This window comes from Pseudomonas syringae group sp. 26L6, from assembly GCF_032587815.1.
In the GTDB taxonomy this organism is placed as follows: domain Bacteria; phylum Pseudomonadota; class Gammaproteobacteria; order Pseudomonadales; family Pseudomonadaceae; genus Aquipseudomonas; species Aquipseudomonas amygdali.
This window is the reverse complement of the sequence record NZ_JAWHPJ010000003.1, coordinates 207,048-227,450: the sequence shown is the minus strand read 5'-3', so window position 1 is coordinate 227,450 and position 20,403 is coordinate 207,048. Positions and strand designations below refer to the sequence as shown.

Here is a 20,403-nt window from a genome sequence, read left to right as displayed (position 1 = left end):
CGCGAAAGCGTGACGGCTGATGAATCATTGAGCGGATTTGTGATCCAGCGCTGCGTAGAAATTAGCGCTCTGTTGCAGGTATTTCGAGGTGTAGGTCTGAGTGTAGGTCTGAGCAGCGTGGGCTTTTTTGTCAGTTACATCGACACTGGCACTGGCTGGAAGCGCAACGCTTGCGGAAACAGCCGATGCAGCAATGATGGAGAAAAGATTGAAATTCATGTCGGTCACCCCTCGTTATCCGGTTAGCGTTTGCTTGAAGTGTTAGCCGTCTTGGCCGTGACTCAAACTTACGCCCGAGGGTGGTTCAGCAGAAATCTTTTGTAGCACTAACCCATATCATCAAGAATGATAACGGCTCCAGCCCTTGTATCTAGAGGGCTGGAGCTGGAAAGGCTTACTTGTCAGTCAGAAAACGCAGATAAGAAGGTGAATCTGCATCAAATTTCTGCACAGTTTCACCGATCTTCCCGCTCTGCGGATCACGGCGCACGGTCACGATCTGGTTGCTCTTCTGATTGGCGAACAGCATGTACTTGCCAGTCGGGTCAAAGGCGAACTCGCGTGGCTCCTTGCCTTCCAGGGAACGGCGCTGAATTTCTTCCAGCTTGCCGCTGGCCTGATCGATCCGGAATACCACGACCTGATTCGCGTCACCCCGATTGGTCACGTACAGAAACTTGCCATCCGGTGAAGTGTGCAAGGCGCCACCACCGTTTTTCTCTTCCACGCCCTTGTTCTTCATGTCGACCAGTTGGGTCTGCTTGAAGACGCCGTCATGATAGTCAAACACCGCGACCTGCGCCGTCATTTCCAGCACCAGCCAGGCATGCTTGCCATCAGCACTGAACAGGGTGTGACGTGGTCCGGAGCCACCCGGCAATTGCACGGTCGGCTCCTTGGCTGGCTGCAGTGGCTTGGGCTGGCTCGCGTCGTAGCGATACACAAACAGCTTGTCAGCGCCCAAGTCAGCGCTCACTACGTACTTATCATCCGGGGTCGGCACGGCCAGATGCACATGGGACGACATCTGCCGCTCACTGTTGACCTTGCTTCCAGGACCCAGCGGCAGCACCTGAACGGCTTCGCTCAACGTGCCGTCCTTACCCACCGGCACCACGGTCAGCGCACCGCCCGGTTCAGGGTTTACTGCGTAGTTGGCAACGAACAGGTAGCGGCCGTCATAACTCAGGCTGGAGTGCGTCGGTTCTTCACCGCGGCTTTGAACCTGATTGATCGGCGTGATCTGACGGGTTTTCGGGTCGATTGCAAAGCTGCTGACCTTACCGACCACATCTTTTTGCCCTGGGCCGTTTTCATTGACCGCGAACAGATAACGCTGGTCTCTGGAGACGGTCAGCCACGAGGGGTTTTCGGTTTTGACCACTTGCAGCGGCTTGGCATCGATCATCCCGGTTTCGCTGTTGAAGGCAAAACGATAGATCCCTTCACTCTTGCCTTGTGTGTAGGAACCTATCAGCAATTCAGTATCGGGCATGGCTTGGGCCTGCAGGGTAAACGCGCTCATGGCACTGGCAATCGCCAGCCACGGCAGAAATTTATGGGGCATGGGGGCATCCCTTTTTGTCGAAATTATTGATGCCTGTTACGGCACTGTCGGGTCTATGACAGCGCCAGCCCGCATTTACTCAATCCTGCGCGGAATCATCTTCATCGGAGGGGGTAAAGGCATCCAGGCAGATGATCCGGTGATCGGCATTGCCGTCATTGATCACCCAGCTTTGCAGGGATTCATCAAAGGTCGCGGCATCGACTTGCGCCTTGGTGAAGCGCCATACCTTGCGCTCACGGCCGTCCATGCATTCGACGTTCAGTTCCTCGCCCAGAGAGAAGTCCCAGGCGTGCAGACCGTCGATTTCCAGCATGGTGGTGGCTTCGAGTGCGGCGAGCAGTGTGGTGGGTGTGGTAGTCATGACAGTTATCCGGCCTGCAAAAGCGCGAATGATAGGGCAAAAGGCAGGCGCAGATACAGTCGGAGCGCAAGTAGAGCCGTACCAGCGCCGAGCGCTGGCACGGTGAGCAATCAAACAGGGACTGCGCTTACAGCTTGCCGATGCCGCCCGGCTGAAACACCGGCTCGCTCGGTGCCAGGCCGTTGACCAGCGGCTTGCCGAACTCGGCCTGACTGATCTCGAAACGATCGCCCGGCTGGGTGCGCACGCCATCGGCAAACGACAGGGTCGCGGTGCCGAAGAAATGCACATGCACATCACCGGGCCTGAGGAACTGGGCGTATTTAAAGTGGTGATACTCAAGGTTTTCCAGACTGTGGCACATGTTCGCTTCGCCACTGAGGAACTCTTTTTCCCACAGCACCTTGCCGTCGCGCCAGACCCGGCTGGTGCCCGACAGGCTTTGCGGCAAGTCGCCCACGCGCAACTCCGGCCCGAACGAACAGGCACGCAGTTTCGAATGCGCCAGATACAGGTAGTTGCGACGCTCCATGACGTGATCGGAGTATTCGTTACCGATGGCGAAGCCCAGGCGATAAGGCTTGCGGTCATGACCGATCACATACAGGCCGCTCAGCTCGGGCTCTTCCCCGCCATCTTCGGCAAAGGGCGGCAGCGAAAACGAATGTCCGGGGCGCACGACAATGCTGCCATCACCTTTGTAGAACCACTCTGGCTGAACACCGGCCTGCCCCGCAGCCGGCTTGCCGCCTTCAACGCCCCATTTGAAAATACGCATGGTGTCGGTCATCGAAGCTTCGTCTCCGGACTGCTGGTGCATCTTGTCGCGTGCCGAAGCACTGCCCAGATGGGTCAGCCCGGTGCCGCTGACCAGCAGGTGCGCCGGATCAGGATGGTCGAGCGGCGGCAGGATCCGCAACTCCTCAAGCAACTGCGAATAGTCGTGCGTCTCGCCAACGCCACGCTGCTCGACCTGGTGCGCCAGAGCCGAACCCGCCTCGATTGCCGCCAGCGCCAGCTCGCGAACACTTTCGACACCCTGGACCTCACGTACCTGATCACCGTCGACCAGACCGACCCGGCGCTGACCGTCGCTCAATTCAAACTGTACTAACCGCATGAAATTCTCCTTCCAGATAATGGGCCGCTGAAAACCTATCTCGCCTTGGCACTCGCCGCGAAGTCGGACACTGGCAGCACATGCTTGCGCTCCAGCACGTGATAGACGATGCCGGTCAGCAGCAGCCCGAAGACCATGACGCCCGACAGAAAATAGAGGCCCGATGCCAGGCTGCCGGTGATTTCCTTCAACGCACCGATCACGAACGGCCCGATGTAGCCGCCCAGGTTGCCGACCGAATTGATCAGCGCGATACCGGCTGCGGCACTGGCACCCGCGAAGAACCGCCCCGGCAAGGTCCAGAACACTGCCGTGCAGGAAAACAGCGCGAACGCCACGACGCACAATGCAGCCAGCTGCGCCACCGGCAGGGTCAGCCAGGCGCTGCAGAACAGGCCGATGGCACCCAGTACATACAGCACGGCCAGATGCCCGTAACGGTCGTTGAGGCGGTCGGAACTGCGCGGCACGATCAGCAGGCCAATGATGCCGAAAATGTACGGCACCGAAGACACAAAGCCGGTGGTCAGATCACTGCCACCGAACTGTTTGATCAGCGTCGGCAGCCACAGGCCCAGACCGTAGATACTTAAGGTCACTGGCAGATAGAACAGCGCGAGAAGCAACACACGCTTGTCTTTCAAGGCGTGCAAGGGATTGCCGTGGCGAGTCTGGCCGTATTCTTCCAGGTCCTTTTTCAGCTCACCGGTCAGCCAGTCTTTCTCGGCCTGGTCCATCCATTTGACCTGTTGCGGACCGTCCGGCAACCAGCGCAGCACCGGCCAGGTCAGCAGAATCGCTGGCGTACCAATGACGATGAACAGCCATTGCCAGCCATGCAGACCGAGTATGCCGTCCATGCCCAGCAAACCGCCGGAAACGGGCCCGGTGATCATCATGGCGATGGGTTGCGAGAGGATGAAAAGGCCAAGAATCTTGCCGCGATGGCGCACCGGAAACCATTGGGTGATGTAGTACAGCACGCCGGGAAAGAATCCCGCCTCGGCTGCACCCAGCAGAAAACGCATCACATAGAAGCTGTGTGGCCCCTGCACGAAGGCCATGCCGATGGTGATTGCGCCCCAGGTGATCATGATCCGCGCGAACCAGCGACGTGCGCCGAAACGCTCGAGCATCAGGTTACTGGGGATCTCCAGCAGGAAGTAACCGATGAAGAACAGGCCGGCACCCAGCCCGTAGGCGGCGTCGCCGATACCGATGTCCGCGCCCATGTGCAGCTTGGCAAAGCCCACGGCAGAGCGGTCTACATAAGCGATCAGGTACAGCAGGATAAGGAAAGGAATCAGTTTGAACGTAATGCGGCGTATAAGCCGCAGTTCCTGGCTCATGTAGGCGGTCTCCCATTGTTTTTGTTATGGAACCTGCGGGGATCGCCTCTGTGCCTGGGGGCTGAATGAAGATGCACATATGCCAGGATGATCCCTCGTCTACGATTGACTATATAGTAATACTATTTGAACTGACAACTCTTCCAATACGCGTTTTTTAGGCTTACCTTAGCCAGCAGCATCGCCATTAAGTCTTACAATAAGAGAGCCGATCATGTCTGACTCCGATAAAAAACCGACCCTCCGTTCTGCCCAGTGGTTTGGCACCGCTGACAAGAATGGCTTCATGTACCGTAGCTGGATGAAGAATCAGGGTATCGCCGACCATCAGTTCCAAGGCAAACCGATCATCGGCATTTGCAATACCTGGTCGGAGTTGACCCCCTGCAACGCGCATTTCCGGCAGATCGCCGAGCACGTCAAACGTGGTGTGATCGAAGCAGGCGGCTGGCCGGTCGAGTTTCCGGTGTTTTCCAACGGCGAATCCAACCTGCGCCCTACCGCGATGTTCACCCGCAACCTGGCGAGCATGGACGTTGAAGAAGCGATTCGCGGCAACCCCATCGATGGCGTCGTGCTGCTGACTGGCTGTGACAAAACCACGCCTGCCCTGCTGATGGGTGCCGCCAGTTGCGACATCCCCGCCATCGTCGTGACTGGCGGACCGATGCTCAACGGCAAGCATCAGGGCAAGGACATCGGCGCCGGCACCATCGTCTGGCAGATGCATGAGTCCTACAAGGCCGGCACCATCAGCCTGGATGAATTCCTGTCCGCCGAAGCCGGCATGTCTCGCTCGGCAGGCACCTGCAACACAATGGGCACGGCCTCGACCATGGCCTGCATGGCCGAAGCGCTGGGCACTTCATTGCCACACAACGCCGCCATTCCTGCGGTGGATTCGCGACGTTACGTGCTGGCCCACATGTCCGGCATGCGTGCGGTGGACATGGTTCGTGAAGACCTTCGCCTGTCGAAGATTCTCACCAAGGCCGCATTCGAAAACGCCATCCGGGTCAATGCGGCCATCGGCGGTTCGACCAACGCCGTTATTCACCTGAAGGCCATTGCCGGGCGCATCGGCGTCGACCTGGACCTGGACGACTGGTCGCGCATGGGCCGCGGTATGCCGACCATCGTCGACCTGCAACCCTCAGGGCGCTTCCTGATGGAAGAGTTTTACTACGCCGGTGGCCTGCCTGCCGTGCTGCGGCGCATGAACGAAGCCAATTTGCTGCCCAACCCGGACGCACTTACGGTCAATGGTAAAAGCATTGGAGAAAACACCTGCAATTCACCGATCTATGGCGAGGACCAGGTAATACGTGCGCTGGACAATCCGATTCGCGCCGATGGCGGTATCTGCGTATTGCGCGGCAACCTCGCCCCCCTCGGCGCAGTGCTCAAACCGTCTGCCGCCACCCCGGCACTGATGCAGCATCGGGGCCGGGCGGTGGTGTTCGAGAACTTTGAAATGTACAAGGCGCGGATCAACGATCCGGATCTGGACATCGACGCCACGTCGGTCATGGTCCTCAAGAACTGTGGCCCCAAGGGTTATCCCGGCATGGCCGAGGTCGGCAACATGGGCCTTCCGGCCAAGCTGCTGGCGCAGGGCGTGACTGACATGGTGCGTATTTCCGATGCACGTATGAGCGGCACGGCCTACGGCACAGTGGTTTTGCATGTGGCACCGGAAGCCGCAGCCGGCGGTCCGCTGGCGGTGGTCAAGGAAGGTGACTGGATCGAGCTGGACTGCGCTGGCGGACGTCTGCATCTGGACATCCCGGAAGCCGAACTGGCCGCACGCCTCGCCGATTGGCAGGCACCGCAGCAGCTGTTACTCGGTGGCTATCGCCAACTGTACGTGGACCGTGTGATGCAGGCGGATCAAGGCTGTGACTTCGACTTTCTGGTCGGTTGCAGAGGTTCAGAAGTGCCTCGCCACTCGCACTAAAAGAAGCGGCGGTCCCTTGTTCTGGCGACCGCCGTCACTGTTGTGCGATGGTATGATGCCCAGCAATCACTGCCAGGACCCAATTGCGCTCTCATGGATTATCGAAAGCCTTCCGACCGAAAAAGCATGCACGCGCGCATTGTTCAGGAACTGGGCATGCAAATCGTATCCGGCCGTTTCAAGCCTGACGAAAAGCTGCCTGCCGAAGCGCTGCTCTGTGAAGAGTACGCCGTCAGCCGCCCGGTACTGCGCGAAGCCACACGGGTTCTGGTCGCCAAGGGGCTGGTCTACTCGCGGCCGCGTGTCGGCACGGTGGTCAAGGCCCGACGCGAATGGCACCTGCTGGACCCGGATGTGCTGCACTGGGTGATGCAAAGTTCGCCGCAGAATGAATTCTTCAACCTGCTGACCAGTGTGCGCGCAGTCATCGAACCGGCTGTTGCAGCACTGGCTGCGCAACATGCCACGGACGCAGAAATCGAGTCGATTCACGAAGCCTACCTGCGCATGGAGGCCGCACCGACCCCGGAAGACCTGCTGCAACCCGATCTCGACTTCCACAGCCGCATCGCCGATGCCACCCATAACGACCTGCTGGCGCACTTGTGCAACATGCTGTCGCTGGCGTTGCGTGAAGCGCTCAAATACTCCAACAAACGCCCCAACCTGCACGAACTGGCCATGCCCCGCCACAAAGCCATCCTCACCGCCATCCAGAACCGCGACGCACTGGGCGCACGCCACGCTTCGCTGGTGCAACTGGACGATGCGCGCAATGCGCTGAGTGTGGTCCTGGGCGGCGGTTGATGGGCTCGACTGAGTCGATAACGCTTTGAGTCTGTATGTTCGCCGTGTTTATTGATCAAATAGGGCGAATCCTCCTTATTGCTGGTACCCGCCTCTGAATATTCTATTTATGTGGGAAATATCCATACTATTTGTAAGAGCCTTATCAGCCCAGCGTAAGCTCAGTCCTTAATTATCGCAAATGACGCTCCGTCATTTCCGAAAACATAAAGTAATGATATCTCTCCCTGCACATTAATTAAAACGCTGCGCCTGTTCATAAACGTCGATTAAACCTATCAGACGTCAGAGACTCGTGCTGCTGATAAAAAAGTGTGCAAGGAGCATTGCATGAAACTTCTGGCCATCGTTCAGGGCGATACCACAGACCACGGAGGGTCTGTTATCAACGGCGATCAAACAAAGCGCATCAATGGTTTCCCCGTGGCGCACAGAGGCTGTGACGTCATCTGCCCACTGCATGGTGCCAGCAAAATCATCGGCGAAGAAAACAGCTTTCATATCGAAGGAAACATCATCGCACTGGAAGGCGACCTGACCAGTTGCGGGGCTCGGTTGATATCCAGGCAACAAAGTTTCTTTCGGGTTGAGAGGCAGTCGAGTGTTGTGCAGTCTGCGCCCGATCCTTCGGTTGGTAATGATCAGGGTGTGGCCAGCGAAAGTGTGGTGGATCGGGTTGTGCATTCAGTTAATTCGCTGGTGGGCCAGCGAGAGTCAATCATGTGCGACGAACGTTTTCGTCTGTTCAATCAACAACGCTCCAGCCTTGGTCATCTGGGCTATGTGGTGATGCAAGACCAACGCTGCACCTGCGTTGGCGCGCTTGACCTGCAAGGCTACAGCCGCAGCCATAAAAGCCCGGCTGTCATCGCACTGCAACTCGCAACCACCGCCCCTTGGCCGGTCATGGAGTAACCTCAATGTCTCTGAACGATTTCCAGCGTACCAACGCCTTGGGCCCCGACACTTACTTCGCCTTGCCCCAAGGCGCCTCACACACCTACGCCCCGACAGACACCCCGGCCAAAGAAGTCATCATCCAAAGCCTGGCCCTCTCCCGCATACCCGGAGCCATGCGCAGCATGGGTTGGAACACGGCAGCGGCGCTGATGCAGCGATGGTTTGACAGTCCCGCGTGGGAGATGCCGCAGGAGTGGAAGGAGCCAAAAACCCAACCTGACCCTTTGAGCTTACCTGCAATACAGTGTGACGAAAGTATTGTAAAAATGGAGTGGGCAATGCAGTTTGAGCGTTGTCGGGAAGCAGTAGATGAGGCCGAGTCCATCGTATCCTCGGCAAAAGCGGTTGAAAGATTGAGAAAACTTTTGAAACGTGCCGGATGGGATGAGAATAGCTCATTTGAACTGGGCAACAACTTACTGTCTTCTCGGCAGATAGATGTTTTATCCCAAGTAAATTTTCGTATATTCGGCAGTACGTGGGACTCACTGGACGATATGTACGGTGCGCTGGGGTCTGCAACACTAAAAGTTGGTGTTACAGGACGAGCTTTCAGTAAGAAAAATTTCATCACCCAGCAGACCGAGCTGTATTTCCAGATAAAAAACCTAGGCTTCTACATACGGGACCATTACGACTTTAGCGGATTACAATATCTCGGCACGTGGACAGAAGATCGCGTGCTGACCAAGGCAGAAACCGCTATAGCCTTGACGCCACAAGGAAATCTGGTCATCCGTTTAAAAGACGGACCATTTGCTGCAGTTACAAACTCCCACTTTCGCAACTATCGTGGCGACACAGGTCAAGGGGGCGATTTTTTTATTTACTCAAACATTTTGTGGAAAAAATCTGATCAGATCATAAAGTTGGGAGTCCGTAAATGAAACCACTTCCACAACGGCTCAAATTTTTTATAGCCTACATTATTATCGCCGGTAGTCTCTGGACCGCATCGGAATGGTGGGAAAAAGGGTTAGCGGAACGCTCTGGCGAGCCTGACATAAGCCCTGGAGGCTGTTACAGAGTGGAGCTGTTCAAACCACTCTGGGTTCTTCCGATGATGTTTCATTCGATGCCACACCCGGATAGTGAGGTGCCAAGAAGGTGGCTACCCTGGTGGGAGTACCCTGCGTTTTTTCGGCTCTATGATCATCGCACTGGCGAGTTGATTTCAGAGACAGAGGTTTACGATCTGGCGTCAGCGAGTGGACCGCTGGACTGGGGGGGCGGATCGGGTGAGGTATCGGCTGGAATGATCTCAATTGGCCCCAATCTCCCTGATTGTCTGGGTGACCGCCCTACTCCAGTAAGCCCTCAATAACGAGAGCATCACGATGCTGGACGTTTTTAAATGATCGTTCCAACGCTCAGGACGCTCTGCGTCCTGTCCCAAGTAAGCGACGCGGCGCAAATTTGTGACGCAGAGCGTCACGAACTGCGTGCCAACGCGGAGCATTGGCACGATAGTTAATAGTTAAAAGGACCCAGAGTTACAGGCCGCCACAGCCTTAATGTGAAAACAGCGAATTGCCCACTTTCCCCGCCATCTTCTCCGGTTTGATCAGAAACCGTGCCAGCGCGGGCAGCAGCCACAGTGCGCCGAACATGTTCCACAGCAGCATGAAGGTCAGCATCAGGCCCATGTCGGCCTGAAACTTGATCGCCGAGAAGATCCAGGTGCACACGCCGATAGCCAGGCACAGACCGGTGAACAGCACGGCCTTGCCGGTGGACTTCAGGGTTTCGTAATAGGCTTGCTGGAGCGGCAGACCGGCGCGCAGGAAGCTTTCCAGGCGGCTGTAGATGTAGATGCCGTAATCGACACCAATCCCCACTCCCAACGCCACAACCGGCAGGGTCGCGACCTTGACGCCGATGCCCATGAACGCCATCAGCGCGTTACCCAACACCGAGGTCAGCACCAGCGGCAGGACGATGCACAGGGTCGCGGCCCATGAGCGGAAAGTGATCATGCACATGGCTGCCACGCAGAGGTAGACCAGCACCAGAATGACCAGCTCGGACTGCTTGATGACCTCGTTGGTCGCGGCCTCGATCCCGGCATTGCCTGCGGCCAGCAGGAACTGCAGGTCCGGCGTGTCGTTCTCTTTGGCGAAGTCCTGGACGGCATGTACGGCACGGTCCAGGGTTTCGGCTTTATGGTCGTTGAGGAATACCAGCAGCGGGGCCAGGGAACAGTCGGTGTTGTACAAACCATCGGCGCGGGCGATGGAGTTGTTCAGCACGTCTTTGTTGCGCGACAGGCTTTCCCACTTCAGGTTGCCCTCGTTCATGCCCTTGATGACCTGCTTGGAAACGGTCACCAGCGAAATGGCTGACTGCACGCCTTGGGTGTTTTCCATCTTCCAGGCCAGTTCGTTGATCGCTGACATAGTCGAATACGCCGAGCAGCCCTCGGGGGCTGTCTTGACCATGACCACCAGCACATCGGAACTGGTCGAGTAGTGATTGATGATGAACGCGTTGTCCTTGTTATAGCGCGAGTCGGGGCGCAGCTCAGGGGCGCCCTGGTCCAGATCACCGATCTTCAGGTTCTGGCTGTACCAGAGCCCGCCACCGAAGGCCAGCAACGCCAACACAATCGACACCGGCGCGACTTTGGCACTGGCAAAGTTCGACAGCAGTCGCCAAAAAGGATGCTCGCAGACCGCATCCTGCTTGCTACGGCTCACCGCCCGTTTGCTGATACCCACGTAGGAAATGGCCACGGGCAACAGAATCAGGTTGGTGAACACGATCACCGCAACGCCTATGGACGCGCCGATGGCCAGTTCGCGGATCACGCCGATGTCGATGATCAGCAACGTGATGAACCCGACGGCATCAGCCAGAATGGCGATCATGCCCGGCAGAAACAGCTGACGAAACGTGCGACGCGCAGCAGTCAGAGCGTTTTCGGCCTCGCTGGATTGCAGGGCGATACCGTTGATTTTCTGCACGCCGTGAGAGATGCCGATAGCAAAAATCAGAAACGGCACCAGCATCGAATACGGGTCAATACCGAAGCCGACGACGTGCATCAGCCCCAGTTGCCAGATCACCGCAATGAGCGTGGTGCTCAGAACCGCTACGGTACTGCGGATACAACGGGTGAACCAGATCAGCAATACCAGAGTGATCAGAAACGCGATGCCAAAGAACATCACCACCATGAACAGACCGTCAATCAAGTCGCCGACTTTCTTGGCGAAACCGACGATATGAATCTTGATATGGGGGTTTTGTGCCTGGTATTTGTCGCGGATCTTCTCTTCAAGCTGATGAGAGAATTGCTGGTAGTCCAGCGCCAGCAAAGTGCCCTGGTCTGCCGGATCCGGGTAAGACTCCTGCAGCGGAACCTCAATAATGCTCGACCTGAAATCGTTGGCGACCAGTCGCCCGACCTGCCCGGACTTGAGCACGTTGTTGCGTAACTGATCCAGACTGGCGTCCGAGCCGTTGTAACTCTGCGGTATGACTTCGCCCCCTGCAAACCCCTCTTCCGTCACTTCGGTCCAGCGCACGCTGGGGCTCCAGAGCGATTTGAGACCCGAGCGGTCCACCCCGGGAATGTAAAACACCTCGTCACTGATCTGGCGCAGGGTCTCCATGTACTCTTTGGAGAAAATATCGCCATCCACCGCCTCGACAGAGATGCGCACGGTATTGCCCAGGTTCGCCAGATCGTTGCGGTGCTTCATCATGTTCTGAATGAACGGATGAGACAGGGGGATCATTTTTTCGAAACTGGTGGAAGGCCGAACCTGCGTGGCCTGCCAGAACAGAAAAATACTCGCCAGCAGACAAAGGATAATCACCGCAGGGCGATGATTGAAAATCAGGCGTTCAAGGAAGGTTGCCTTTTCGTCCGAGTGTTGCGTGTGTTGAACAGTGCTCATGCCGGAATGTCCCCGCCCTGAAAGGTCTTATTGTTGGGTCGTATCGGCGCCCGTCGGCGAGGTGACGCGCACGCCGCCTTGTCCTACCAGAATCAGATTGCCTTGAAGGTTGCCGGTGACCCCGGCCAGCGAGATGCGATCGGGCCGATTGAACACCTCGAACGTTTCGCCATCATCATTGCTGCGCATGACGCTACCGCCGTTACCGACCAGCACCAGCGAACCACCGGCCAGCAATGTGGCGCTGGCCAGACCGAACTCGACCGGGCCGCGTGCGCCCTTCAGTTCTATAGGCTGCCAGCTGTCACCAAAATCGCTGGAACGAAACAGATTGCCGCGCAAACCATAAGCCAGCAGCGTAGAAGGCTGAGCCGTGCCGATCACGCCGAATAGCGAGCCTTGATAGGGGCCTTCGAGTTTCTCCCAGGTCTGCCCCTGGTCACTTGAGCGAAACATGCTGCCCGCCTCGCCGACAATGAACAGGCCTGCGTCTTTGACCTGAGCAATGCTGTTCAGGTGATACTGGTCTTCGTTGTCCAGCCGCTCGCTGACATCTTCCCAATGCTGACCGCCATCAACGGTGCTCAACAGCGCACCGTAAGCGCCCACGGCAAAACCGGTGTCGAGGTCCTTGAACCAGACGTCCAGCAGTGGCGCCTCGCGCTTCAAGTCCTCGAACTGCTTGCTCCAGCTCTTGCCACCATCGTTACTGGCCAGTATCTGTGCGTCATGACCCACCGCCCAGCCATGCTGTTCATCCACGAAAAACACAGCCGTCAACAGCTGACGGGTCGGCACGCGAGCCTGGCTCCAGGTCTTGCCTTGATCATCGGAGAACAGAATATGCCCATGATCACCCACCACGACCAGCCGTGCGCCGGCATGGGCGACGTCCAGCAACAAACCGCGTGAGGCTCTGGCCGATTCGACAGCATAAACAGCCTTGTCTGCAGCAGCGGCTGATGTCGATGCAGAGTCGGACCCGGCCGTTGCAGAGACGGCAAAAGAACATGAAGTAAAAATCACCAGGGGCAGGCCCGCGTATAACCGGATACGTCGATGGAAAGGGGCACGCATGAACTTCTCCGCTCTTATTATTATCAGGTGGCTGCTTTCGACTGCGGGTACCAACCGACTCGTATTGACCCGGACGTCCACAGCCGTCCGGCTTTACCTGTGTGGAAGACCGTTCATCCTAGGCAGCTTTGCAAATGCCTGACAATCGACATGTCGTTATCTTTTGTTAAGCGCACGAATGTGATTGATGGATCATCACGATGGTTAATCGCGCAGCTTCCCCAGACGCCTGTCAGTGAATACCCCGGCGACGCAATGCGGCGGGTTTGAAGGCATTTACGCTGGGCACAGGCTGGGAGAAATCACTGGTGCCGGGCTCCTGATTGTCCAGGTTCTGTACGTGGTAACGGCGTGCCTGCAAATCATGGAAAACGTCCAGTGCAGACCAGGTGGTCGGTAGCTCGTAATAGTTTTTCAGGTACGCCATGGAGACCCGCCACAATTGTCCTCTGCCGTCATATTGATCGACAACTGCGGCCTGCCAGCTGTCTTCATCCAGGTACAGCGTGCGCCGGGAGTAGACGTGCCGCGCGGTAGGTTTGAGCCTGCCCTCCACCACCCATACACGATGCAACTCATGGCGCGTATAAGCCGGGTTGAGGTGGCCGACCTGCAATAACTGTCGGTAGGTAATATCAGGGCTGGATATCCGGTAGTTGTTGTAAGGAATATAAATTTCGCGTTTGCCCAGCAACGTCCACTCGTAACGGTCCGGCGAACCATTGAACATGTCGGTATCATCTGCGGTACGCAACCCCTCGGAGGCCGGGATCGGCATATCGTAAGCCAGACTCGGCGCCCGTCTCACCCGACGTTGCGCAGCACTGTAAGCCCACGCTTGCCGAGGCTCCTGCACCTGATCAAGTGTTTCATGGACCAGCACGGCGGAACCGGCCATGCGGGTCGGGCACTGGATAAACGACAGGTAATAAAACAGCACATTATCCAGACTGGCAAAACTGCCCGCGGGGTCATAAAAGCGGAACAGCACTTTCTGACGCGAGGTGTTTAATTTGAAACTGCCGTCACGCTGTATGGCGACCTCCGAAGTCCCTCGCACCACGTAATGACCGCGATAGCGGGCAATATGATTCCACACAGCCTGAATACCCTTTTCCGGAACAGGAAATGGAATGCCGCCATAGGCATCGATAAAACCGTTACCGCCACCGATCAACCGGGCGTTTTGTGCATTATGCCGTGTATTATCGTACACCCATTGCGGTGCCGACCCGGAACGTCGGGTGGTGTATATCGGCATCTGATAACTATCAGGCCAGGTTTCGAACATCGCCACCTGCCCAGGTGTCAGGTAGCTGCGATAGTGCTGCATATTGGCGTGCGTAATAGTGAACAAGGGCTTGTCTGCGGCATACGGGTCGACATGCCGCGTACCTGAGCCCTTGTATCCAGGCGGAGGCCGAGTGATTCCGCCGCGCCATGGCGGGATGGTCCCTGCTGCGTTACCCGCCACCTCGCCTCCCAGCGGTGTCAGGCGGTTTCCGAGCAGCGTAGCGTCAGCTGCCAGACTGGTGTTGAGCGCGAGCAGCATCGCCAGCGCGAACCCCGGCAGTTGTTTCATGAGCATGTGGGCTCTCCTTGCGTGGCCTGTCCGGGACAAGTGTCCGAACTCAGGCCGATAGTATTTGCGATGTAAACGAGGTGTCGTGAGAGACGAATAAACTTACCGCCCGTTCATAAAGACTTATTAAACGGATGAACCCGTCAATGTAATTATTGATCCCGCGAACACTGTGGAGGTCAGGCAAGAGTCTGTAGGAAACTTCCTAAACTTACGATACCTTACAAGATGACCGACACAGCAGGCACCCAGAGTTGTCCGCAGTAATGCAACGCGAATGCCAATAAGCGTCAACATACAGATCAACATAGAGAGCCGGTACAGATCAGTTCATTAACGGACCTTCTGTATCGCCAGAATTAAAAACACGAGCACAGCCTGTGTGATTGTCAGACATAGCATCAAAATAGTAACCGCTTGATGCCGGTCATTGCGGACTCTATAAACGTTCGGTAACAGCGAGGGTGTTACGTGTATTGGACAAGTAACACTTATTGAGAATAAGCAGCGTTCAGTCGATGACCACGTGGGGCAGGAACCGGCTGGTGTCCTTGGTGATCAGACTGTCGTCTTCGCGAATGCCGATTCCGGAGGCAAGGTCGCCGATGACCCAGGAGCCGATCAGCGTGTAGCTGTCACCGAATCGCGGCAGCGGCGAGTACGCCTGCAAAATATAAGGCGCATCAGTGTAAGGCCCATCGACTGAAATCACCTGATCGCCAGGCGTGCGCATTTCAATGTTGGCACCTTCACGAGAAAAGTAGGGTTTGCGTACCCAGCCCTTGGGAACCGGTCTGCTCGGGTCCTGATCGACGCGCGAAGGCAGCAGGTTCGGATGGCCCTCATTGAACTGCCACAACAACGGCAGAATTCCCTTGTTGCTGAGAATCGACTTCCAGGCAGGTTCAACGAACTGAGTGCCACTGGCTGGAACGTGCTGGCCAAACTCCTCGTGAAAGATATGTTCCCAAGCGTGAAGTTTGAACAGCCGCTCGATCCAGCGTCCGTCCAGGTCGACAAAACGCCCCTCGGCACTGAGCCCGATGTCCTCGATATCGATATGCCGGGCATCAATGCCCACGTGCGCAGCCATGCGCCGCAGAAAGTCGGTAGTACCACGATCCTCGACAGAGCCGGACATCGCCGAAAAGTAGAACGGGCTCACCCCCGGAAACTCGGCAAACGCCCGAACAAGATCCTCGGCAATCGAATTGAACTGGCTGGCATGCGCGGGCAGAACACCGCGCGCCATCTGCTCGTCCAGCCAAAGCAACTGGAACGCACCTGCCTCCATCAGACTGGTGGGCGTATCAGCATTGATTTCGTACATCTTTGCCGGGCCCCTGCCGTCGTAGGCAAAGTCGAAGCGCCCGTAAAGGTGTGGATGCCCCTGTTTCCATGACGCGCGGATCACATCAAAGAACGCTTCCGGAATCGCCAGGCGGTGCAACAACTCTTCGCTGTCCACCACCCGCGCTACTGCGTCCAGACACATCTGGTGAAGTTCCTGGGTAGGCACTTCAAGGTCGCGGGTAATCTGCTGCTCGGTGAACAGATAATACCCGCGCTCATCCCAATAGCGCTCGCCGTCGATGGTGTGAAAGTTGAACCCTTCACGTTCCGCCGTTGCGCGCCAGTCCGGGCGTTCCTCGATACTGATCTTTTTCATGGCCCGGACCGTCAGCCTCCGAAACTGCTGCTGCCACCGCTGCTCTTGCCGCCCCAGCCACTGCGTGCCGAGGCCTGGCTGCCGAATCCGCCGCGCGAGATAGTCGACGACACCGAGGACGAGCCGGAGCCCGAACTGCCCAGGTTACGCCCCAGTGTGCTCTTGCCATAGCTGCGATCCGGACTGGATTGCGCCTGGGTCGAACGGCCAAAGGTTTTGCCGCGATCAATCTGACTTGGCAAGGACGAGCTGTAGTAACCGCCGCGGTCATCGCGCGTCTGGTAGATAGGTTGCGAGTAATAGCGATTGTTGCCGAAGCCATTGCTGAGCAGATTACCGATCAGCAGACCGGCCATCAGCCCGGTGGTGCCGCTCATGCCTGCTGGAGCGGACTGGGCGACTTCCTGATTGGCCCGGTCCAGCGCCTCTTTGGGCACACGCCCGGAAAAACCCAGCTCAAAGCCGCCGAGTTTCGGCATGTACTTGCCATCCGAAGTGACCTGGCAATAATCCGGTACAAAGTCCGCGTCGCAAGACGCCTTGTCATCATAGGTCGGCGCTATGCGGCGATGGTCGGACAGCGCCTGCATGTAGGCATCCGAACAGACATTTACCGGCACTTTGGCATCAACGCACTCCTGCACCGAACTGAAGTTGGCCTGCGCGTTGAAAGTATCCTTGTCTTGCGACGGGCCACACCCGGCAAGGGCCAGCGGAAGCGTGCTGGCAAGTACCAGCTTTACTGAACTGCGTCTCATCGTGAGTCTCCTTGTTCAAGCTGCCGTCAGACCGAAGGGGTCATGCAGGCTGCGTTGAGAAGACCGACGCTGATTGCGACGCTGGCCGAGTAAATGGCGGCAGCCATTTCGCCCTTGGCAATACGTGTCGACAGGCCCTTGAGCACCAGGCTGGTAACACCGAACGCCAGCAGTTGCACAACGGCTGCAATCACCACCCAGACGATCACATCCAGAATGCTGATGCTGTAACTGATGATGTTGCTGGCTGGCAGTGCGAAACCGATCAGCGAACCACCCAACGCCAACGCGGCAGCACTGTTGTTCTCGCGGATCAGCGCAAATTCCTTGTGCGGCGTGATCCTGCTGTAGATGAACTGGAACAGGGCGAACAGAATGGCCGCTACCAGAATGTACAGGATGAAGCCAATCACGGCAGGGGCATTGAGCGACATACGCAGCGCGTCGATCATGAAGATTTCCTTGTCAAAGAACGTTGATATCAGTGGATTGCAGCGTTATGCCAACGGCCGTGGTGAGGGTAATGCTGCCCTCTTCGTCTTCCTCGACGGAAAACAGCAGAAACTCGCGGCGGTTGATCAGCCCCGTTTCGCGGGCGTACAGCATGCTCAGGTGTTTGACGCGATACGCAGCATCAGGGCTGACAATGTCCTCATCCAGCGGCGTCAGCTCGGTCTGGCCGGGCGACGTGCCCCATTGCCGTTCGAATACCTCGCCATCGTGTTCGTAGGTGGGCAGGCCGATCTTCGACGAAGGACCGGTCAGGCGCAGCAACTCATCCTTGCTGGTGATCGGCTCGGCGCTGTAGTAACCGAACAGAATGATGTCCTGCACGTCTTCCGGATTGGGGCCGTTGCTGACCACCTGCAGGAAGTAGTCCTCGTTATCCAGGTAGAAGCGATGCAACGCCATCGACTGGCCCAGATCTACGCGCCCCACGGCCCAGACCTTTTCATCGCCTGGAACAACCACTTGCGAATGCCCGTCGAGCAACAGCTTCAACGAGCTGTCCAGACACAACATGCGACCGGACGCCAACCCTAACGGGCTGACCGTGTTGACGGATTGCACGCCATCACGACCTGATGCCTTGGGTGCTTCCAGCCCCATGGCACGTTTGAACCAACTCATAGTGCAGTTCCCTTGAAGTCGACTGGAGCCGGTATGGACATGTCTTTAACCGGAATAAACACACTGTTCAAAAGACTGGCTCACTTCTGCGCCAGCAATGCCTTGGAATGCATCAGCCACGCTACACAAATACCCGCCAGTGCGCCGGCAATATGTGATTCAAACGATATGCCAGCTACCGGGACAAAGCCGAAAACCAGTCCGCTGTAGCCCGCCAGCACCAACAGCGCGACCAGCACGCTGGCGATACTGCGCTGATACCATGCCCGCGCGAGCAGGTAAGCCCACAAACCAAAAATCAGACCGCTCGCACCGACATGGATATTGCTGCGACCGAAGCTCCAGACCAGCAACCCGCCCAGCAGACAGACCAGCCCGGCGACCCACGCATAACGCCTGACACCCTCGGTGGCGACCAGCCAGCTCAGCACAATGAACGGCAGCAGGTTGCTGAGCAAGTGCTGAATCGAACCGTGCAGAAAAGGCGCAAACACAATGCCGCGCAACCCGGTCGCATTGCGCGGAATGATACCGAAATGAATCAGGCCGTTGCCGGTGATCGAGTTCAGTACTTGCACCGCAATCATAACTGCTGCCAAGGCGAGGATGACCTTGAGTCGTTTGGAAAACTCCATTCACCACCCTCGCCTGCCCTGTGGCGTCGCTTACTGAGCCGGCGTCTGGTTTTTGGCTTTCAGACGTGCCAGCACATCTTGCGCACCGCCACTTTTGGCACCAATACCTGCATCCTGCAGACGACGCTCCAGATCGCTGCCGCTGGACTGGCTGGCCAGTTCTTCGGCCGCTTCGAGTTTGGCGTCCTGTTCATCCTGACGTTGCTTGAGACGCGCCAGCGAGCCTACTGCGGTTTCGACTGCGCCGCTGGCACCACCGGTTGCAGTGGCCGTTGCAACGCGAGCCTTTTGCACGGTTTCACGGGCCTTGGCCATCTCGACCTGCTGCTTGAGGCTCTTGATTCGCGATTCGGCCTTGCCCACCTGTTCTTGCAGCAGGCTGACCTGCTTGTTGAACTGATCGGCCAGTTCCTGCTCCTGATCACGCAGGGCCTCGATCTCGGCGATCTTGTTCGCGCACTCCACAGCCAGCGCTTCTTCACCCTTGTTCAGAGCCTGCATGGCGCGGCCTTCCCAGTTGGCGATGCTGGTGGCGTGTTCTTCAAGACGCTGTGCCGAGAGCTTGTGCTTGGCCTTGATGGTAATCAGCCCGTCGCGGGCCTTGACCAGCGCATTGTCGGCGTCACGAATTTCCTGATCCAGAATGCGGATGGCATTGGCATCGGCAATCGACTCGCCCACTTCGGAAGCGCCACCACGAACGGCGGTCACCAGTTTTTTCCAGATACTCGTAGTCATGAATAGTCTCCGCCTGACAGCGCTGTTCAGTAGATGAAATGATCTTCAAAAGCATCGGCCGCACGGATCACGTTGTCCGCGAGGGTAAGGATTTCCTGCACCACCACTGTGAGCGACGATGCTGCGCTCAACGCGCCAAACAGGCAGTAGACTTCCTGACCGTCACCCAGCTTTTCGATACCGACCGATGACAGCGGAAACAGATCGCGGCTGCGCAGGACGACATCGTTGAACGCCTGCACGTTCTTGATCTTGTTCACCTCGATCAAGGTCGCATCGGCGAGAATCTGCTCGCCTTCCACGGCGATGTAGATCGGCAGGTCGCCGTAGTCGGCCATGGTCAGCCTGATGCCCGAGGCATCGCCCTCGGTCACATCGAGCTCGATCTTGCCGTTCGTCACCAGTTCCAGTTCGCAAAGTGCCTTCTGCAGAGAGCTGATGGTCCAGTGGGTATTCTCGGTCATGAAATCCTCCAGTTTTATTCTGTCGCCCAAAAAGGGCTGTCTTAAGGCTTTTTCAATGCCACGCAGGGCATCGACGTTCTCGGGCCGGATCCAGAATTCCCGCTTGACCAGCCCCGCCTCTTTGAGTCGCAGACGCATTTCACGCATGTAATCGGTGGAGCTCTTCGAAGCCTTGGCCGGGACCGCTGCGTTATCGCCCTGGGTTTTACGAGGCATTGGCGCTTCCCCCTTGCTGCTGGCCGTGGATCAGGTGAGCAACGTATCAGATGTTTTTGAAGATAGATACGCATCACATGTGAGATTTTTATGGACGCCAAAATTCT

The 20,403-nt window shown here is 57.1% G+C and carries 20 protein-coding genes; 5 read left to right on the top strand and 15 right to left on the bottom strand.

Annotation, left to right across the window (positions count from 1 at the left end; genetic code table 11):
• Nucleotides 1–24 precede the first annotated feature (24 nt).
• The 5 genes from RYA97_RS01900 to RYA97_RS01880 all read right to left on the bottom strand — a co-directional run bounded on the left by RYA97_RS01900 (nucleotide 25) and on the right by RYA97_RS01880 (nucleotide 4,400).
• A complete protein-coding gene (locus RYA97_RS01900; RefSeq protein WP_004665916.1) occupies nucleotides 25–219 on the bottom strand; it encodes a hypothetical protein in 195 nt (64 codons plus the stop codon).
• 175 nt (nucleotides 220–394) lie between these two features.
• Nucleotides 395–1,567, bottom strand: a complete 1,173-nt coding sequence (locus RYA97_RS01895) for a lactonase family protein (RefSeq protein WP_057405015.1) — start codon at nucleotides 1,565–1,567, stop codon at nucleotides 395–397.
• Between the two features lie 79 nt (nucleotides 1,568–1,646).
• Nucleotides 1,647–1,931 carry a DUF5629 family protein gene (locus RYA97_RS01890; RefSeq protein WP_003368505.1) on the bottom strand — a complete coding sequence of 95 codons (285 nt, stop codon included), beginning with the start codon at nucleotides 1,929–1,931 and terminating at the stop codon, nucleotides 1,647–1,649.
• Nucleotides 1,932–2,058: 127 nt separating this feature from the next.
• Complete coding sequence (gene araD1 / locus RYA97_RS01885) at nucleotides 2,059–3,051, bottom strand: AraD1 family protein (RefSeq protein WP_004418549.1); 993 nt, start codon at nucleotides 3,049–3,051, stop codon at nucleotides 2,059–2,061.
• A 35-nt stretch (nucleotides 3,052–3,086) separates the two neighbouring features.
• Nucleotides 3,087–4,400 (bottom strand): MFS transporter, encoded by a 1,314-nt coding sequence (locus RYA97_RS01880; RefSeq protein ID WP_057402602.1) that lies wholly within the window; start codon nucleotides 4,398–4,400, stop codon nucleotides 3,087–3,089.
• A 214-nt stretch (nucleotides 4,401–4,614) separates the two neighbouring features.
• Here RYA97_RS01880 and RYA97_RS01875 point away from each other — a divergent pair, with 214 nt between their 5' ends.
• From RYA97_RS01875 to RYA97_RS01855, 5 genes are all read left to right on the top strand, one after another.
• Complete coding sequence (locus RYA97_RS01875; protein WP_002554488.1) at nucleotides 4,615–6,357, top strand: IlvD/Edd family dehydratase; 1,743 nt, start codon at nucleotides 4,615–4,617, stop codon at nucleotides 6,355–6,357.
• A 93-nt stretch (nucleotides 6,358–6,450) separates the two neighbouring features.
• Nucleotides 6,451–7,164: a FadR/GntR family transcriptional regulator gene (locus tag RYA97_RS01870; RefSeq protein WP_002554489.1), complete on the top strand. Its 714-nt coding sequence runs from the start codon at nucleotides 6,451–6,453 to the stop codon at nucleotides 7,162–7,164.
• A gap of 330 nt (nucleotides 7,165–7,494) precedes the next feature.
• Nucleotides 7,495–8,079, top strand: coding sequence for a PAAR domain-containing protein (locus RYA97_RS01865; RefSeq protein WP_005746764.1), 585 nt, complete (start codon nucleotides 7,495–7,497; stop codon nucleotides 8,077–8,079).
• A gap of 5 nt (nucleotides 8,080–8,084) precedes the next feature.
• Nucleotides 8,085–9,011 (top strand): DUF6402 family protein, encoded by a 927-nt coding sequence (locus RYA97_RS01860; protein WP_117139675.1) that lies wholly within the window; start codon nucleotides 8,085–8,087, stop codon nucleotides 9,009–9,011.
• Entirely contained in the window at nucleotides 9,008–9,448 is a 441-nt protein-coding gene (locus RYA97_RS01855; protein WP_080544533.1) for a hypothetical protein, read from the top strand. Before RYA97_RS01860 ends, RYA97_RS01855 begins: the two co-directional genes overlap by 4 nt.
• Nucleotides 9,449–9,635: 187 nt before the next feature.
• On the opposite strand, the gene RYA97_RS01850 is transcribed toward RYA97_RS01855, so the two are convergent.
• The 10 genes from RYA97_RS01850 to RYA97_RS01805 all read right to left on the bottom strand — a co-directional run bounded on the left by RYA97_RS01850 (nucleotide 9,636) and on the right by RYA97_RS01805 (nucleotide 20,296).
• On the bottom strand, nucleotides 9,636–12,026 hold the full coding sequence (locus RYA97_RS01850) for an efflux RND transporter permease subunit (RefSeq protein ID WP_054996545.1): 2,391 nt from the start codon (nucleotides 12,024–12,026) through the stop codon (nucleotides 9,636–9,638).
• A 27-nt stretch (nucleotides 12,027–12,053) separates the two neighbouring features.
• Entirely contained in the window at nucleotides 12,054–13,103 is a 1,050-nt protein-coding gene (locus tag RYA97_RS01845; RefSeq protein WP_117139676.1) for a YCF48-related protein, read from the bottom strand.
• A gap of 232 nt (nucleotides 13,104–13,335) precedes the next feature.
• Complete coding sequence (locus RYA97_RS01840) at nucleotides 13,336–14,691, bottom strand: DUF1329 domain-containing protein (protein WP_004660798.1); 1,356 nt, start codon at nucleotides 14,689–14,691, stop codon at nucleotides 13,336–13,338.
• Nucleotides 14,692–15,196: 505 nt separating this feature from the next.
• Nucleotides 15,197–16,354 carry a glutathionylspermidine synthase family protein gene (locus tag RYA97_RS01835; protein WP_117139677.1) on the bottom strand — a complete coding sequence of 386 codons (1,158 nt, stop codon included), beginning with the start codon at nucleotides 16,352–16,354 and terminating at the stop codon, nucleotides 15,197–15,199.
• Nucleotides 16,355–16,365: 11 nt separating this feature from the next.
• Nucleotides 16,366–17,112 carry a DUF1190 domain-containing protein gene (locus RYA97_RS01830; protein ID WP_002554494.1) on the bottom strand — a complete coding sequence of 249 codons (747 nt, stop codon included), beginning with the start codon at nucleotides 17,110–17,112 and terminating at the stop codon, nucleotides 16,366–16,368.
• A 26-nt stretch (nucleotides 17,113–17,138) separates the two neighbouring features.
• Entirely contained in the window at nucleotides 17,139–17,564 is a 426-nt protein-coding gene (locus tag RYA97_RS01825; RefSeq protein WP_005744647.1) for a DUF350 domain-containing protein, read from the bottom strand.
• Between the two features lie 13 nt (nucleotides 17,565–17,577).
• Nucleotides 17,578–18,243, bottom strand: a complete 666-nt coding sequence (locus RYA97_RS01820; RefSeq protein WP_117139678.1) for a DUF2491 family protein — start codon at nucleotides 18,241–18,243, stop codon at nucleotides 17,578–17,580.
• 80 nt (nucleotides 18,244–18,323) lie between these two features.
• Nucleotides 18,324–18,878: a rhomboid family intramembrane serine protease gene (locus tag RYA97_RS01815; protein WP_002554497.1), complete on the bottom strand. Its 555-nt coding sequence runs from the start codon at nucleotides 18,876–18,878 to the stop codon at nucleotides 18,324–18,326.
• 30 nt (nucleotides 18,879–18,908) lie between these two features.
• Nucleotides 18,909–19,616: a PspA/IM30 family protein gene (locus tag RYA97_RS01810; RefSeq protein ID WP_005744650.1), complete on the bottom strand. Its 708-nt coding sequence runs from the start codon at nucleotides 19,614–19,616 to the stop codon at nucleotides 18,909–18,911.
• Nucleotides 19,617–19,642: 26 nt separating this feature from the next.
• Entirely contained in the window at nucleotides 19,643–20,296 is a 654-nt protein-coding gene (locus tag RYA97_RS01805; RefSeq protein ID WP_005744651.1) for a YjfI family protein, read from the bottom strand.
• Nucleotides 20,297–20,403 lie beyond the last annotated feature (107 nt).